General features: G+C 59.7%; 13 protein-coding genes. 6 read left to right on the top strand and 7 right to left on the bottom strand.

Annotated elements, in window-relative coordinates:
- Positions 1-22: 22 nt before the first annotated feature.
- The 6 genes from ACWFVE_RS07625 to ACWFVE_RS07650 form a co-directional block, all read right to left on the bottom strand.
- Entirely contained in the window at positions 23-928 is a 906-nt protein-coding gene (locus tag ACWFVE_RS07625) for a hydroxymethylglutaryl-CoA lyase (protein WP_447528677.1), read from the bottom strand.
- Positions 925-2,973 (bottom strand): ATP-binding protein, encoded by a 2,049-nt coding sequence (locus ACWFVE_RS07630; protein WP_447528678.1) that lies wholly within the window; start codon positions 2,971-2,973, stop codon positions 925-927. Before ACWFVE_RS07630 ends, ACWFVE_RS07625 begins: the two co-directional genes overlap by 4 nt.
- Positions 2,974-2,988: 15 nt before the next feature.
- On the bottom strand, positions 2,989-3,795 hold the full coding sequence (locus ACWFVE_RS07635) for an enoyl-CoA hydratase-related protein (RefSeq protein WP_447528679.1): 807 nt from the start codon (positions 3,793-3,795) through the stop codon (positions 2,989-2,991).
- Positions 3,796-3,799: 4 nt separating this feature from the next.
- Entirely contained in the window at positions 3,800-5,407 is a 1,608-nt protein-coding gene (locus ACWFVE_RS07640; RefSeq protein WP_447528680.1) for a carboxyl transferase domain-containing protein, read from the bottom strand.
- A gap of 10 nt (positions 5,408-5,417) precedes the next feature.
- Positions 5,418-6,587 carry an isovaleryl-CoA dehydrogenase gene (locus tag ACWFVE_RS07645; RefSeq protein WP_447528681.1) on the bottom strand — a complete coding sequence of 390 codons (1,170 nt, stop codon included), beginning with the start codon at positions 6,585-6,587 and terminating at the stop codon, positions 5,418-5,420.
- Positions 6,588-6,649: 62 nt separating this feature from the next.
- Positions 6,650-7,072, bottom strand: a complete 423-nt coding sequence (locus tag ACWFVE_RS07650) for a MerR family transcriptional regulator (protein ID WP_447528682.1) — start codon at positions 7,070-7,072, stop codon at positions 6,650-6,652.
- Positions 7,073-7,316: 244 nt separating this feature from the next.
- Between ACWFVE_RS07650 and ACWFVE_RS07655 the strand changes: the two genes are divergently transcribed.
- The 6 genes from ACWFVE_RS07655 to ACWFVE_RS07680 all read left to right on the top strand — a co-directional run bounded on the left by ACWFVE_RS07655 (position 7,317) and on the right by ACWFVE_RS07680 (position 15,263).
- Entirely contained in the window at positions 7,317-8,471 is a 1,155-nt protein-coding gene (locus ACWFVE_RS07655) for an acyl-CoA dehydrogenase family protein (protein WP_447528683.1), read from the top strand.
- 34 nt (positions 8,472-8,505) lie between these two features.
- Positions 8,506-9,624, top strand: coding sequence for an enoyl-CoA hydratase/isomerase family protein (locus ACWFVE_RS07660; RefSeq protein WP_447528684.1), 1,119 nt, complete (start codon positions 8,506-8,508; stop codon positions 9,622-9,624).
- 42 nt (positions 9,625-9,666) lie between these two features.
- Positions 9,667-10,566 carry a 3-hydroxyisobutyrate dehydrogenase gene (mmsB, locus tag ACWFVE_RS07665; RefSeq protein ID WP_447528685.1) on the top strand — a complete coding sequence of 300 codons (900 nt, stop codon included), beginning with the start codon at positions 9,667-9,669 and terminating at the stop codon, positions 10,564-10,566.
- Positions 10,567-10,682: 116 nt separating this feature from the next.
- Entirely contained in the window at positions 10,683-11,309 is a 627-nt protein-coding gene (locus tag ACWFVE_RS07670) for a glutathione S-transferase family protein (RefSeq protein ID WP_447528686.1), read from the top strand.
- A gap of 334 nt (positions 11,310-11,643) precedes the next feature.
- Positions 11,644-13,908 (top strand): putative bifunctional diguanylate cyclase/phosphodiesterase, encoded by a 2,265-nt coding sequence (locus tag ACWFVE_RS07675; protein ID WP_447528687.1) that lies wholly within the window; start codon positions 11,644-11,646, stop codon positions 13,906-13,908.
- Between the two features lie 668 nt (positions 13,909-14,576).
- Positions 14,577-15,263, top strand: coding sequence for a hypothetical protein (locus ACWFVE_RS07680; protein ID WP_447528688.1), 687 nt, complete (start codon positions 14,577-14,579; stop codon positions 15,261-15,263).
- Positions 15,264-15,347: 84 nt separating this feature from the next.
- Here the strand turns inward: ACWFVE_RS07680 and ACWFVE_RS07685 are convergent, their stop codons facing one another.
- Positions 15,348-16,661 (bottom strand): methyl-accepting chemotaxis protein, encoded by a 1,314-nt coding sequence (locus ACWFVE_RS07685; protein ID WP_447528689.1) that lies wholly within the window; start codon positions 16,659-16,661, stop codon positions 15,348-15,350.
- Positions 16,662-16,674: the final 13 nt, after the last annotated feature.

The following is a 16,674-nucleotide window of genomic DNA, read 5'->3' on the forward strand; positions in this document are numbered from 1 at the left end:
CTCTGGTTGTTGTGATCTCGATTTAGTTGACCCTGCTCCGGGCCTGGGCCACTTTGGAGCCCGGCGGGCGGCCAAGCTCCCGGGTAATCCAGACACCGGTGTCGATCACCTCATTCAGATCGATGCCGGTTTCGATGTCTAAGCCTTCGAGCAGATAGAGCACGTCTTCGGTGGCCACGTTGCCGGAAGCCCCCTTGGCGTAGGGGCAGCCGCCAAGGCCCCCGGTAGAGGCGTCGATCACACGCACACCTTCCTCCAGCACTGCGTACAGGTTGGCGATCGCCATGCCGTAGGTGTCGTGAAAGTGTGCGGCCAGGTATTCGATGGGCATCTCGCGGGCGACCGTTCGAATCATCCGCTTGGCGGCCAGGGGCGTGCCCACGCCGATGGTGTCGCCAAGGGATATTTCAAAGCAGCCCATCGCGTAAAGCGCGCGGGCAACTTCGGCGACTTTCTCCGCGGCGATGGCGCCCTCGTAAGGGCAGCCCAGCACGCAGGAGACGTAACCACGCACCCGCACGCCCTCGGCTTTAGCGCGCGTTAGAACCGGGGCGAAGCGTTCGAGCGACTCGCTAATCGAGCAGTTGATGTTTTTTTGCGAAAACGTCTCGGAGGCCGCGGCGAACACCGCGACGTCCTTGACGCCGGCGCTCAGCGCATTCTCGAGCCCCTTGAGATTGGGGGTCAGCGCCGAGTAGGTGACGCCGGGCGCACGCGCGATGCCCTGCATCACCTCCAACGCATCGCCCATTTGCGGCACCCACCTGGGCGAGACGAAGCTGGCGGCCTCGATGTGTGTAAGCCCGGCGCGGGCCAGGCGCTCGATCAGCGCGATTTTTACCTTGGTGGGCACCCGCGCGCCTGGCTCGTTTTGCAGCCCGTCCCGCGGGGCCATTTCGACCAGCCGAACGCGAGTGGGAAGCGTCATGGCGAATCTCCTTCTTCCAGCGGGGCGAAGTCGAGCAGCACGTCGCCCTGGCCGACGCTTTCGCCCGGGGCGAAGTGAAACGCCTCGACCTGGCCATTCGCCGGGGCGCTGAGCGTGTGCTCCATTTTCATCGCCTCCATCACCATCAGCGGCATGCCTTTCTCGACCGGCTTGCCGGGCTCGACCAGGTGCGCCACCACCGTGCCGTGCATGGGCGCGGTAAAAGTGGCGGCCACTTCCCGCGCGGCGTGATTCAGCGCATCCAGGCGCTGCCAGGTCAGGCGCGTCTCGCCTTGCGGGTCGACCATCACGAGCGTGTCGCCATCGCGCTGCACCTGAAAACGGCGCCGGTGGCCGTCGAGCGTGATCGCAACGCTGTCGCCGGAAAGTGTGGCCAGGCTTGCCTTGAAGCGCTGACCCTGCACACTTAGCTGCCACTCGGGCGCATTCGGTTCGCGGGTGGCCTCGACCACGCTGGCATCCGCCTCCATGCCGGCAGTTGCCAAGGCAATGCGTACTTTATGGGGGGCGTTGAGGCGAAAACCGTCCGCCCGGTCCCAGGGCGTTTGCGCGTCGCGCGTTGCTGCATCGCGCTGGTTTAGCGTGTTCAAGGCGATCAGCGCACCGCGCGCGAAAGTCTCGGCGGTGATCGCTTGCTCGGCAAACAGGTCATTCCCGTGGCGTTCGATGAAGCCGGTATCCAACTCCTGCGCCTTGAACGCGGGGTGGCTGGCCAGGCGCTGCAGGAATGCCCGGTTGGTCACCACGCCTTGAACGTCCAGCGCGGCCAGAGCCCGGTTGAGTGTGGCAAGGGCTGCCTCGCGGTGGGGGCCGTGAACGATCAGCTTGGCAAGCATCGGGTCGTAATGCATCGAGACCACATCGCCGCTTTCCACGCCGCTGTCCAAACGTACCTGGGCGGCGTTGAGATCCGCGCCGTCCAAATCGAGCGCAAAGCGGGTGAGGGTGCCGGTGGCGGGCAGAAACGCCTGGGCCGGGTCTTCGGCGTAAAGGCGTGCCTCGAAACTGTGCCCGCTAATGGTGAGTTCGTTTTGCCCGCAGGGCAGCGGCTCCCCCATGGCGATACGCAGCTGCCACTCGACCAGATCCTGGCCGGTAATCATTTCGGTGACCGGATGTTCGACCTGCAGCCGGGTGTTCATCTCCATGAAGTAGAAGGCGCCGTTTGAATCGAGCAGAAACTCGACGGTGCCCGCGCCCACGTAGCCGATCTCCTGGGCGGCGCGCACGGCGGCGTTGCCCATCGCCTCGCGAAGCTCGCGGGTCATGCCCGGGGCGGGGGCCTCTTCGAGCACCTTTTGGTGGCGGCGCTGCACGCTGCAGTCGCGCTCGAACAGATATACGCCATTGCCCTGAGCGTCGCAAAATACCTGGACTTCCACGTGGCGCGGCTTGACCAGGTACTTCTCGATCAGCATACGCGCGTCCCCGAACGACGCCTTCGATTCGCGCCGGCAGCCCTCGAGCGCGGCCTGAAACGCCTCGCCGCTTTCCACTACGCGCATGCCCTTGCCGCCGCCGCCCGCGCTTGCCTTGAGCATTACCGGGTAGCCAATCTTGTCCGCCTCTTCTCGCAGGTAGCCGTCATCCTGATCATCGCCGTGATAACCCGGCACCAGCGGCACCTCGGCTTTGGCCATCCGCGCCTTGGCGGCGGCTTTATCGCCCATTGCCTCGATCGCCGACGCCGGCGGGCCGACGAAGACCAGGCCGGCCTCATCGAGTGCGGCGACAAAGGCGCTGTTCTCGGAGAGAAACCCGTAGCCCGGGTGAACGGCGCCGGCGCCGCTACGCCTGGCGGCGTCGATCACCGCCTCGATGTTCAGGTAGCTTTCCCGGGCGGCGGCGGGGCCAATGTGAATCGCCTCGTCGGCTTCGCGCACGTGGCGGGCGTGGGCGTCGGCGTCGGAGTAGACCGCCACGGTTTTCAATCCCATCCGGCGGGCGGTGCGCATCACCCGGCAGGCGATTTCGCCCCGGTTGGCCACCAGTAGCGTGTCGAACGTGGTAAGAGTTGCGCTCATAAGGACTCCGAGGCTTTATTCTTGTGGTTCATCCAAAGGCTTCCAGGGCGGTGGGCGCTTGTCGAAAAAGCTGGCAAGCCCTTCCTGACCCTCGCGGCTGACACGAAGCGCGGCAATGACCTGGCAGGTGGCCTCCCGGGTGGCGTCACTGTCCGGCGCTTGGCCGACCGTCTCGAGCAGCGACTTGGTCGCGCGCTGCGCCTGGGGCGAGCCCGCCAATAGCGTCTGCGTCATCGCCGCCACTGCTTCATCCAGCGCCTCGATCTCGACGACCCGATGGGCCAGCCCTAACGCGAGCGCGGTGGGGGCATCGATCACCTCCGCCGTTAACGCGTAGCGGCGCATCTGCCGGGCGCCGATAGCACGCTGAACGTAAGGGCTGATGACCGCCGGCGACAGGCCGATCTTGACCTCGGAGAGGCAGAATTTGGCGGCACTCGAGGCCACGACCACATCGCAGCAGGCGGCCAGGCCCACAGCGCCGCCAAACGCCGCACCCTGAACCCGGCAGAGCGTCGGGCAGGGCAGGGTATCGAGGCGGTGCATCAGCTCGGAAAGCCTGCGTGAATCCGCCAGGTTATCCTCACGGCTGTACGCGACCATGCGCTTCATCCAGTTGAGATCGGCCCCGGCGGAGAAGCTCTTGCCCTCGGAGGCCAGCACCAGCACGTGAACCTCGCCTCGCTCGATCGGCGCGATCAGCGCCTTTAGATGTTCGGTCAGCTCCGAAATCAGGTGATCGTCGAAGGCGTTATGGACCTCGGGTCGCTCAAGGCGAAGGGTGGCCACGTTGCGATCGAACGTCAGTGTCGAATGGCTCATGGCATCACATCCTGAACACGCCAAAGCGCGTCTCTTCGATTTCGGCGTTCATCGCGGCGGCTAAAGAAAGCCCCAGCACGTCGCGGGTTTGCAGCGGGTCGATCACACCATCGTCCCAAAGCCGGGCGCTGGCGTAATTCGGGTGGCCCTGGTGCTCGTATTGCGCGCGGGTGGGCGCCTTGAACGCCTCTTCGTCTTCCGCGCTCCATGGGCGCCCGTCGCGCTCGAACTGCTCGCGCTTGACCTGAGCAAGCACCCCGGCGGCCTGCTCGCCGCCCATCACCGAAATGCGCGCGTTGGGCCACATGAACAAGAGATTCGGCTCGAACGCCCGCCCGCACATGCCGTAGTTGCCGGCGCCGAAACTTCCGCCGATCAGCACGGTGAACTTGGGCACCTTCGCGCAGGCCACGGCGGTGACGAGCTTGGCGCCGTGCTTGGCGATGCCTTCGTGCTCGTATTTGGAGCCGACCATGAAACCGGTGATGTTTTGCAGAAACACCAGCGGGATCTTGCGCTGAGCGCAGAGCTCGATGAAGTGCGCGCCTTTCACTGCGCTTTCTGAAAAGAGCACGCCGTTGTTAGCAACGACCCCCACCGGGTGGCCGTGGATATGGGCAAACCCGGTGACCAGGGTATCGCCGTAGTAGCGTTTGAACTCGTCGAAATCCGAGCCGTCGACGATGCGCCCAATCACTTCGCGCACATCGAACGGTTTCTTCAAATCCGTACCCACGATGCCGTAAAGCTCTGCCGGGTCGAGCTTGGGCGGCTCGGGGGCTTTCATGGCAAGCGCACCGCGCTTTTGCCAGTTCAGCCGCGCGATGCAGTTGCGCGCCAGTTGCAGCGCGTGCATGTCGTTTTCGGCGTAATGATCCGCCACGCCGCTGATGCGCGTGTGCACGTCGGCACCGCCCAGGGCTTCGGCGCTGATGCTTTCGCCGGTGGCGGCCTTGACCAGCGGCGGGCCCCCCAGAAAGATCGTGCCCTGTTCACGCACGATGATCGACTCGTCCGCCATCGCCGGTACGTAGGCCCCGCCCGCGGTGCAGGAGCCCATGACCACGGCGATTTGGGGAATGCCCTCGGCGGAGAGCGTGGCCTGGTTGTAGAAGATGCGCCCGAAGTGGTCACGATCCGGGAAGACCTCGTCCTGGCGGGGCAAAAATGCGCCGCCGGAATCGACCAGGTAGATACAGGGCAGGCGGTGCTTGCGGGCGATCTCCTGGGCGCGCAGGTGCTTTTTGACCGTAAGCGGAAAATAGGTGCCGCCCTTGACCGTGGCGTCGTTAGCGACGATCACGCACTCCACGCCCTTCACCCGGCCGATGCCGGTGACGACCCCCGCCGCGGGCACCTCGGACTCGTAAACCTCGAAGGCGGCCAGCGCCGAGAACTCCAGAAAGGGCGCGCCCTCGTCGACGAGATGGTCGATGCGGTCGCGCACGAAGAGCTTGCCGCGGCTTTCGTGGCGCTCGCGGGCGCTTTGCCCGCCGCCCTCGGCAATAGCGGCGGTTAACTCGTGCAGTTTCGAAACCTCTGCCCGCATCGCCGCTTCGTTGCTCTGGAACAGCTCGCTACGCGTATTGACCTGGGTATCGATGCTACTCATGGCGCACTCCTCAGCGGCTCTCGGTAAAGAGTTCACGGCCGATCAGCATGCGGCGTATTTCACTGGTGCCCGCGCCGATCTCGTAGAGCTTGGCGTCGCGCAAAAGCCGCCCGGTGGGGTACTCATTGATATAGCCGTTGCCGCCGAGCAGCTGAATGGCATCGAGCGCCACTTGCGTTGCCTTTTCGGCGCAGTAGAGAATCACCCCGGCGGCGTCCTTGCGCGAGGTATGGCCGCGATCGCAGGCCCCGGCCACCGCGTAGAGATACGCCCGGCAGGCGTTGAGCGTGGTATACATGTCCGCCACCTTGCCCTGCACCAGTTGAAACTCACCGATGGCCTGGTCGAACTGCTTGCGCTCGTGAATATAGGGCACGACCACGTCCAGGGCCGCCTGCATGATGCCGATGGGGCCGGCGGCCAGCACCGTGCGCTCATAGTCGAGCCCGCTCATCAACACGTTCACGCCCTTGCCGACGTCGCCCAGCACGTTCTCGGCAGGCACTTCGCAGTTCTGAAACACCAGCTCACAGGTGTTGGAGCCGCGCATACCCAGCTTGTCGAGCTTCTGCGCCGTGGAGAAACCCAGCATGCCTTTCTCGATCAAGAAGGTGGTGATGCCTTTCGAGCCGGCGTCCGGGTCGGTCTTGGCGTAGACCACCAGCACATCCGCGTCCGGACCGTTGGTGATCCACATTTTGTTGCCATTCAAAACGTAGGTATCGCCCTTTTTCTCGGCGCGAAGCTTCATCGAGACCACATCCGAGCCGGCGCCCGGCTCGGACATGGCAAGCGCGCCGATATGCTCGCCGCTGATCAATTTGGGTAGGTATTGCTCTTTTTGGGCGGGGCTGGCGTTACGCTTGATCTGGTTGACGCAGAGATTGGAGTGCGCGCCGTAAGAGAGGGCGATTGATGCGCTGGCCCGGGAGATCTCCTCCATGGCGATGCAGTGGGCGAGATACCCCATGCCGCTACCGCCGTTCTCTTCCCCCACGGTAATGCCCAGAAGACCCATGTCGCCGAACTTCTTCCATAAATCGTTGGGGAATTCGTTTTGCTGGTCTATTTCCGCAGCCCGGGGGGCGATCTCGCTGGCGGCGAAGGCGTTCACCTCGCGGCGCAGCATGGTCATGTCCTCATCCAGGCCAAAGTCGAGTTCCGAATAGAGCGAGTGCATGGTCGGTCACCTGCGTTTTGTTGAATTGTTTTTGAGTTTTCCGGGAGCCTTGGGCGTCGATATCAGGAGGAGGGCTGCTCCGGGCGCTTTTTCTCGGCCGGCTTTTGTTCGAGTTCTTCCAGTGCCTGGCGGCAGCGACTTTCGGCGCTTTCAAGCTCGAGCTGCATCATGGTGATGTCTTTTATCTGCTGCTCGAGCGCGGCGCGGCGCTCGCGGATTTTGCTCAGCATCAGTGTGAGCTGCTTTTCGCTTCCGCTTCGGGTTTCGTCCCACAGCTCGAAAAGTTCACGAATCTCGGCAAGCGACAGCCCCAGCCGTTTGCCGCGCAGGGTCAGCTTGAGCCGCACCCGGTCCTGGCTGCTGTAAATACGCGTTTGGCCGCGCCGCGTGGGGCTTAAAAGCTCCTGGTCTTCGTAAAAGCGAATGCTGCGCGTGGTCACATCGAACTCGTTAGCCAATTCGCTGATCGAGTAAGTTCTGCTCATAAAAGTGTCTCTGACAGGGTGTTTTAAGCCGACTCTTGTATCGAGGCTAAAACAAGTTGACGTTAACGTAAAGAAATAGCCGATTGCACCCTCATGGGCTTTGCCAGGTAGCGGTGGAGAACGTTGCGCTTGGGCAGGCAAAGCGATAAGTTAACGTATACGTCAATTCAATGGACGTCTAATCAATAACGACAACACGTAAGGCCCGCGCCGCGATAGCGGGGGCATTTGCAGGAGACTCGCCATGGATTTCGAGCTGAGTGACGACCAGGTAGCCTTTGCCGATATGGCCAAGGCCTTTGCCCAGAGGGAGCTGGCGCCTAACGCGGCCCGGTGGGACGCCGAGGCGCTCTTTCCGGTGGATGTGATCAGAAAGGCCGGCGAGCTAGGGTTTTGCGCCCTTTACGCCCCGGAACGCGTGGGCGGGCTTGGCCTTTCCAGGCTGGATGCCAGCATCATCTTCGAGCAGCTTTCCATGGGCTGCACTTCGACCACGGCGTATCTCACCATTCACAACATGGTGACCTGGATGCTGGCGGATTTCGGCAAGGCTCACGTGGTCGAGCAGTGGGGACCAGGGCTTGCCACTGGCGAACTGCTCGGCTCGTATTGTTTGACCGAGCCGGGAGCCGGGTCGGACGCCGCTTCGCTCAAGACTACCGCCAGGCGGGAAGGCGAGGAGTACGTGCTCAGCGGCAGCAAGATGTTTATCTCCGGCGCCGGTAGCACCGACTTTTTGGTGGTCATGGCGCGCACCGGTGGCGAAGGGGCGGCCGGCGTTTCCGCCTTTGCCGTGGACGCCAAAACCGCGGGTATCAGCTACGGGCGTAAAGAAGACAAAATGGGCTGGAACAGCCAGCCTACCCGCATGGTGACCTTCGAAGACGTACGCGTCCCCGAAAGCCACCTGCTGGGCAGCGAAGGCGAGGGGTTCAAAATCGCCATGAAGGGTCTGGACGGCGGGCGGATCAACATTGCCACCTGCTCGATAGGCACCGCCCAGCAGGCGCTCAACATGGCCCGTGATTACATGCGCGAGCGCAAGCAGTTCGGCAAACGGTTGGCGGAGTTTCAGGCCTTACAGTTTCGCGTGGCCGACATGGTGACCGAGCTGACCGCCGCCCGCCAACTGGTGCGCATGGCCGCTACCCGGCTGGACGCCGGCCACGCGGATGCGCCCACCTACTGCGCCATGGCCAAGCGTTTCGCGACCGATGTGGGTTTCAAGGTGTGCGACGAGGCGCTACAGCTCTACGGCGGTAACGGCTATATCAAGGAGTACCCGCTGGAACGCTTCGTTCGCGATACGCGAGTGCACCGCATTCTGGAGGGCTCCAACGAGATCATGCGCTTGATTATTTCTCGCCGGGTGTTGGCCGAAGGCGCGGGCGAGCTATAGTGAAGATGACGTTTGACTGAACAAGGATGCTTCAATGAGTAGCGTACTGTTTAACGAGCACGCCACCAAAGACGGCCACACTCTGGCTGAAATCGTGCTCAACGCCGAGCGCTCGCTCAATGCGTTGACCCTGGAAATGATCGATGCGATCCGCCCGCAACTGGCCACCTGGCAGGATGATCCGAAGGTCGTGGCGGTGCTGCTCACCAGCGCCGGGGATAAAGCCTTCTGCGCCGGTGGCGATGTGGTGAGCCTGTATCAATCGATCACCGGCGAGAAAGACGACCCGGACTTCCCCGAGCGTTTTTTTACCCATGAGTACCAGCTGGATTTCGAACTGCACACCTACGCCAAACCGATCATCTGCTGGGGCAGTGGTATCGTGATGGGCGGTGGCATGGGCCTATTGAGCGGCTGCAGCCATCGCGTAGTGACCGAGACCTCGAGACTCGCCATGCCCGAGGTCACCATCGGTCTTTACCCGGATGTAGGGGCGAGCTGGTTTTTGAACCGCCTGCCGGTGGGCACCGGGCGCTTTCTCGCCATGACCGGAAGCCCCGTGAATGCCCGGGACGCCGTCCACCTGGGACTGGCCGACCGCTGCATCGCCGCCGATCAGTTCGAGGCGCTGATGAGTTCGCTCACACTTGCCGAATGGCAAAAAAATGGCGCCATCGACGCCCACGGCGTGGTCAACCGCTCACTACGCGAGTTGGAGCAGGGCAGCGCCGCCAGTTTCGCCGAAATGGCCACCCCGGTACTCGATTCGATTCCGCTGATCCGTGAGTTGATGGATCACGACACCACCGAGCAGACCGTGGCCGCCATTTTGGCGGTAGAAAGCGACGACAGCTGGTTTAGTCGTGCTCAGAAAACCCTGGCCCACGGCAGTCCCGTGTCGGTCACGTTGATCGACGAGCAGCTCAAGCGCGCCCGCTATATGTCGTTGGCCGAGGTGTTCCGCTCGGAGCTTTCGCTGTCGGTACAGTGCTGCCGTCACCGGGAGTTTCCCGAAGGGGTACGTGCGCTACTGGTCGACAAGGACGCCAACCCGGCCTGGACCTACCCGGACGCCGCCTCGGTGGAGCAGTTCTTCATCGACGAGCTCTTGGCCTCGCCCTGGGAGGAGAGCCCGCTGGCCTCGCTTCGCTAATAAAGGCAGCTATCGATAAAACCAACAATAAGGACAATCCTAATGACCAGTATCGCCTTTATCGGTTTGGGCAACATGGGAGGCCCGATGGCTGGGAACCTTGCCAAAGCCGGGTTCGATGTTCGGGCCTTCGATGTCAGTGAGCAAGCATTAAAGACCGCCAAAGCCCAGGGGTGTGAAATCGCGGCCTCGGCGGCGGAGGCCGTGCAAAGCGCCGACGTTATAATCTCCATGCTGCCCGCCGGGCAACACGTTCGCGCGCTGTTCCTGGAGGGCCAGGCGCCGCTTTTCGACGTCATCAAACCCGGGGCGCTGGTGATCGATTCCTCCACCATCGATGCCGGCACCGCCCGCCATGTGGCCGCGGCAGCCGAACAGAAAGGCATCCATTTTATCGATGCACCGGTTTCCGGCGGCGTAGGGGGCGCCCAGGCCGCAACGCTTACGTTTATCGTGGGCGCAAGCTCAGAGCAGTTCGCCCAGGCAAGGCCCATACTCGATGTCATGGGCAAGAACATTTTTCACGCCGGTGAGCACGGCGCGGGGCAGGTGGCCAAGGCGTGTAACAACATGCTCCTCGCGATCCTGATGGCCGGCACCTGCGAGGCGATCAATATGGGCGTGAAAAACGGCCTCGACCCCGGCGTACTCTCCGAGATCATGAAGCAGAGCTCCGGTGGTAACTGGGCGCTCAACGTCTATAACCCGTACCCGGGGGTGATGGAAAATGCGCCGGCTTCGAAAGGCTACCAGGGTGGTTTTCTGGTGGATTTGATGACCAAGGACCTGGGGCTCGCCATGGACATCAGCCAGCAAAGCGTTGCTCCCGTGCCCATGGGCTCGGCCGCCCGCGCGCTCTTTACGCTGCATAAAGCCCAAGGCCACGGCCGGCTCGATTTCTCCAGCCTGATGACCTTCTATCAAGGCAATGAAAATCCATAATCGGGTAGCGAATCCCGCGAGTTGTAAAGTGAGGTGCCCGCAAAGGCCAGGCTTGCCACGCTATTCAACGCAAGCCACACTTCATGTCTTACCATCGCTCAACGACAAGGATTGCCATGATTACGCTATGGGGCCGCGACAACTCCACCAACGTTAAAAAAGTACGCTGGGTACTCGAAGAGCAGGGCCTGGACTACGAGCAGATCCAGGCGGGCCTGCAGCACGGTGTCAACGACACGCCACAATACAAGGCGATGAACCCCAATGGCCTTGTGCCGGTTCTAAAAGACGACGCCACCGACAGCGTGCTATGGGAATCCAATACCATCATGCGGTATCTGGCGGCTCAGTACGGTGAAGGCACACTCTGGCTGGAGTCACCGGCCAAGCGCGCCCAGGCCGAGAAGTGGATGGATTGGTCCAACACGCTGCTCTCGCCGAACCATCGCGTCATGCTGATGGGCTACGTGCGCACTCCGCCGGAAGCCCGCGATCTCGAGAAACTCGAAGCCGGCACTGCCGCGTGCGAAGAACTTTTCCAACTGCTCGATGAGGCGTTGGAAAATCAAACGTGGCTTTCCGGCGAGCAGTTCGGCCTGGCCGATATCGCCGTGGCCCCGTTCATTTACAACCTCTGGAACTGCGGCCTCACCTGGAACCCACGTACTCACCTCGAGCGCTGGTACCAGGCCCTCACCGAGCGCCCTGCATTCCAGAAAGTCGTCATGATCCCGGTCAGCTAAACAAATCGCACCCCCGGTAATACCGGGGGTGCTTTAATGGCTCATTAGATCGGGTCCAAATGGCAGCGCTCAAAAAATCACGGCAGGGCGCTGGCAGGCTTTTAAACCCTTGACCCCATGCGGATAGGAACAAAGACGGTTTCATCAGCCTAAAATTAATCAGAATTGATGCAATCAACTCAAATTTGAAGTTAAGCTAGGATTGGTGTTGCGTCACGAGTATCACGTCCTGGTAGGAGTACTCGCCGCCTGACGCCTTTTCTGTACGGTAAAATAAAAAGAATAAAGCTCCTGTATTTATTTTCCTTGGTAAGGCTTTTTACAGGCGATCGACATGGCTTTTGTTAGCAATGAACCTCCTCACAATGCTTTGAGCTTGCTCGTCAAGGCGGCAGCTTGTTCGGCAGATTGCCCAACCGCGCTCCTCGTAGGCGGTGCAGAGACTGAATGGGACCTTCTAGCAAGCTACCCAGGTGAGCTCGAACTGGCGCTTAATAGCCAGGCCCAGCAGTGGCTGAAATCGAAGCTTACCGACAGCCAGCCCCTCATCATCGATGACGCGTTAGCTCGATCCCTGCCCGATTTTTTTCGAAAGCTAAGTGGCCTCGGACTTGAATTCATTGTTGGCCAGGCGGTAGAGAGCGAAGAAGGGGAAACGATAGGGGTACTGTTGTTAAGCGATTCTTCGCCACGAAAGCGATTGAGCACTGCACAAGTTTATGCCTTACAAACGCATGCGGCGCTGATTAGCCAAGCCCTTCAACGACAAGCCGAGTCGTTTGTTTCGCAGCAAAAAACGTTCCTGGAGCGTCTTCGTTTATTAGAGTCCGTCGTGGTCAATGCAAAGGATGCGATTCTGATTACAGAGGCCGAGCCCATCGACGAGCCCGGCCCCAGGATCGTTTATTGCAACCCGGCTTTTCTGAGTACGACGGGTTATACGTTATCCGAAGTGATCGGGCTGACGCCGAGAATACTCCAATGCGAGCAGACCAGTCGGGACACCCTGGATCTCATTCGAAACGCGCTTTCAAAATGGCAATCCATCGAAGTTGAAATCCTTAATACCCGCCGCGACGGCAGCCACTTTTGGGTCGAGTTAAGCATTGTTCCGGTTGCCAACGAGAAAGGCTGGTTCACTCATTGGGTTTCCGTGCAGCGGGATATCAGTGAGCGCAAGGAATCCGAACATTTGACGTTGCAGGCGCTTGCGGACCGGGAAGAAAAGGTCGCATTGGAAAGTCGTTTAAAAGAGCGCGAGCGCATCGAAGAGGCGTTGTCCTATGCCGCTTACCACGATGATTTGACGTCGCTGTATAACCGCTCATACCTGATGAAGCTGTTGGGGGATCTTTTTAACAACGACGATTACCCCAAAATACCCACCGCTACGGTACTTTTTCTGGATGTCGATAGGTTCAAATTCGTCAATGACAGCCTCGGTCACCGGACAGGCGACATTCTTCTTGAAAAGGTCGCACGGCGGCTCGAAAACTGCATGAGAGAAGAGGACATATTAGCCAGGGTCGGTGGCGATGAGTTTGCTATCCTGCTGGTGGGCGAGCCCCGATCGTCCCAGGCGGCCTGGCTTGCCCAACGCATTGTCGATCAACTAAGTTTGCCGATCGTGATCGATGGACACGACCTTTTTACCTCGTGCAGCATCGGTATAGTCACCGCGGATGTGACGCATACCTTGCCAGAGGATCTGCTGCGTGATGCCGACATTGCCATGTATGCCGCCAAGAAACATGGCCGGGGGCGGTGGGCCTTGTTCGATGTATCCATGCGCGAGGCGGCAATCGAGGCGCTGGCAATGCAGAATGCGCTAAAGCAGGGCTTGGCGAATAATGAATTCTTCGTTGTCTTTCAGCCTATTTACAGCACCCTTTCAGGTGATATCTCCGGCGCCGAAGTCTTAGTGAGATGGCATCATCCACTGCTTGGCCGGGTATCGCCGGACCGTTTTATCCCGGTCGCCGAAGATATCGGTGTCATACACGAACTAGGCCGCTGGGTCATGCAAGAAGGGTGCGCTGAACTCAAGCGCTGGAAGGCCGTGTTCCCCGAGCTTACATTGCACCTGAACGTGAATGTCTCGGGTATCGAGCTTAACCGGGCCGGTTACGTCAACCAGGTAAAGGGTATCCTCGCGCAGACCGGTATCGATGCCCGTGATCTTCAAGTCGAAATCACGGAATCCGTTTTTCTCCACCAGCCCGATAAAATAGCCAGCGTGTTGGAGAGCCTTCGAGAACATGGCGTGCGTATCGCACTGGACGATTTTGGGACCGGGTACAGCGCCCTTGGCTACATCGACCGCTACCCGATCGATGCCATCAAAATCGACCAGTCATTCGTATCCCGAATGATGACCTTCCAACGTAGCGACGCCATCGTCAGAAGTATCTTGTCGTTAGGCCGGGCCTTGAATATCGATATCACGGCAGAAGGTGTCGAGACCGAGCCTCAACTGCAGTGCTTAAAAGAGATGGAGTGCCCATTTGTTCAAGGCTATTTACTAAGTCGCCCTGTCGATGCCGAAGAAGTAGTGGCTCTTTTACAGTTTCAGAGCGCCAGGCCGACCTCCTTGTCTTGAATATATAATACGCGGCTGGCCTATCAAACCTGGCAAGGTATTTGGGTATTTGGGTATTTGAACGGGGAGACTCGTTCAATGCCCCAATACGTTGGTCTCTTTTTTCTTCGATGCTTTTGCGGCTTTCTTTTCTTTGGCTGTTAAAAGGGGTTTCTTTTTTGTGTCTTTTTTACTGTCCTGGCCTTTGCTCATGATAGCTACCTATATGAGTTAATGAATTGACTAATAAAACAGTATTTCAACAATGCTTGAAAGTCGATAGTAGCTTAAAAAGCCGCAATGTACATTGTTATATATTGCTGGCTTTCAAGAAAAGGTAAAACCTTCTTTTTTAGAATGCATACTCGAGCCAACGATCCTTTTGCAAGGGTGAGCTTTGGACAGCCGGTTGGAACGCAAGGCCGCAAGCCCGCATCGGCGCGTTGCCCTGCACCCAGGTGCCATGGGATACCCCGCTCACGCCGATCGCCCCCCACCCAATTTGACGCACCCACCGCTTGCCAGAAACGCTGCCGCCAGCAGCGCCATGTTCAAGTGGCTGCGTGTCAGTTCTTCGCTGGCCGAAACAGAAACTTTCCTCCATATTAACAAGGGGTAAGATCACGAGTTACCGATGTATAGCCGTGGTAACGATAATGAGCGATAGATCGAGTGAGAGGGATGCACCAATGACAGGGAAAAATAAATCATCATCGGCAGGATTTCTAAGCGATAACCGGGTAAAGGTGCTTTTGGTACTCCTGATGGTGGCGGTCGTCTGGGCCGTCGTGGCGCACTTCATTGCCAACTCGCGAGGGGAGACGAACGACGCGCTTGAAGCAAGATTGGCCGAAACAGAGCGTGAGCATCAACAGGTTCAGGCCCAGATGTCAGAGGTGGAGGCCGCGGAGCTGGACTTGGCTACCTTGCAGCAGCGAACGAACGCCCTTGAGGCCGAGCAGAGCGAGGCGCAAGCGGCGCTGGCTTCCACGCGAGCGGACATCGCCAATGCCGAAGAAGATTTGAGCGCCTTGCAAGGAGAGCGTGAAAGCCGTGAAGAAGAGCTCACTACGCTCGACGAGCAGATCGACGAAAGGCAGCGCCGTCTTGAGGAGCTCGAAGAGGCGACCACCGAGCGTGAAAACGAGATCCAGGAGGCAGAAACTGCCCGGGACGATGCGCGTCAATCCCGCCAGGAGGCTGAAGAGGCCCGTGATCAGGCCGAATCGGAGCTTGAAGCGTTAAACGCTGAGATCGAAGAGGCCAATGATCGGCGCGACGCCGTGCTTGAAGAGGTAAGCGCATTGGACAGAACCCGCGAAGCGCTCGCCATCGAAATTAACGCGCTTCGGGTGATGGGCAACGCCGCGCGCTGAACGTCTTTCCCCGTTCATGGAACGGGGAGGTCTTCGCATGAGAAAGCTAAAGCGTCTGGGCGTGAAAAGTAATCACCCCAGACGCTACTGCAAGTCGTTGGAAAACCGCCGGACGGCGTCGACGACCTGTTTAGCGCCTTCCTGAATCTCCAGAATCACCGTACCCGCTTGGCTTGCCAGTTCCAGCCCTTGTTCGGCTTCTTCCCGGGTGCTGAAAATCTGGCGCATGACATCATGCGATAGCGTCTGATTCTTCTGAACTACTTGGGTAATCTCCACGGTGGCGGCGCTGGTGCTGGCCGCCAACTTTCGCACCGCATCGGCCACCACCGCGAACCCGCGCCCCTGCTCGCCGGCCCTGGCGGCTTCGATGGCGGCGTTGATCGCCAGCATGTTCGTTTGTACCGCGATTCCGCCGATGGTTTGTACGATGGTGTTGATCTGTAGGGACTGTTTATCCAGCGCCTCGATGCTATCTGACGCCGTCTGCATTTCCGTGGTGATATGGTGCATGGTTTCGACGGTCTGCTGGATCACGGTCGCGCCTTTATCGGCGCTCTCATCCGTTCGTTGCGATACCTCGAACGCCAGGCTGGCGCCTTCGCGTACCTGAGCTTCCTGCGCCATTTGCTCGGTGATGACGGTGGCGAATTTCACGACCTTGCAAAGGTGGCCTTCCGCGTTGTAAACCGGGTTATAAGTGGCCCTCAGCCACACTTCGGTTCCCCGGCTGTCGATCCGCTTGAAGCGGTCAGCTACATACTCACCGCTATTGAGTTTGTCCCAGAAGGCCGCGTATTCCGAAGAGCCCACTTCTTCTTTGGTGCAGAACATACGGTGGTGCTGGCCGACTATCTGTTCGAGCGAGTACCCCATGGCCTGCAGGAACTGATCGTTGGCGGTGATGATGGTGCCATCGAGCTTGAACTGGATGACCGCGGTGGAGCGGATCAGCGCGGCAATGAACGACTCGCTCTCTTTGGCGCCTTCCACCTTCTGGGTGACGTCACGGCCGTAACCTTGCACATAAGCGAGCTTACCGCCAGCACCGCGTACCGGTAGCCAGTCGATATTCAGCCAGATCAGGGAGCCATCGGCACGCAAGTAGCGGTAGTTGTCGTTGACCGGAGCGAGCACCGAGATGGCTTGTTTGAAAGCGCGAAAGCAGGCAAGCTCCTCGACGTAGGAGGGCAAAAAATCCGTCATCGGCCGCCCCAAAACTTGCTCTCGCGGGTAACCAAGGGCATCGACAAACCTCTCGTTCAGACCCGAAATCGAGAGGTCGGCATTCAACGTGATGGAGAACATGCCCATTTCCATCTGATCATGTAGCTGTCGAAGCGCTGCCCATCCTCCGCGCGGGTTTTTGGTCTTTTTCTTGAAGAGAAGATTAAACATCAAAGGACTCCAA

Source organism: Vreelandella mediterranea, from assembly GCF_970647075.1.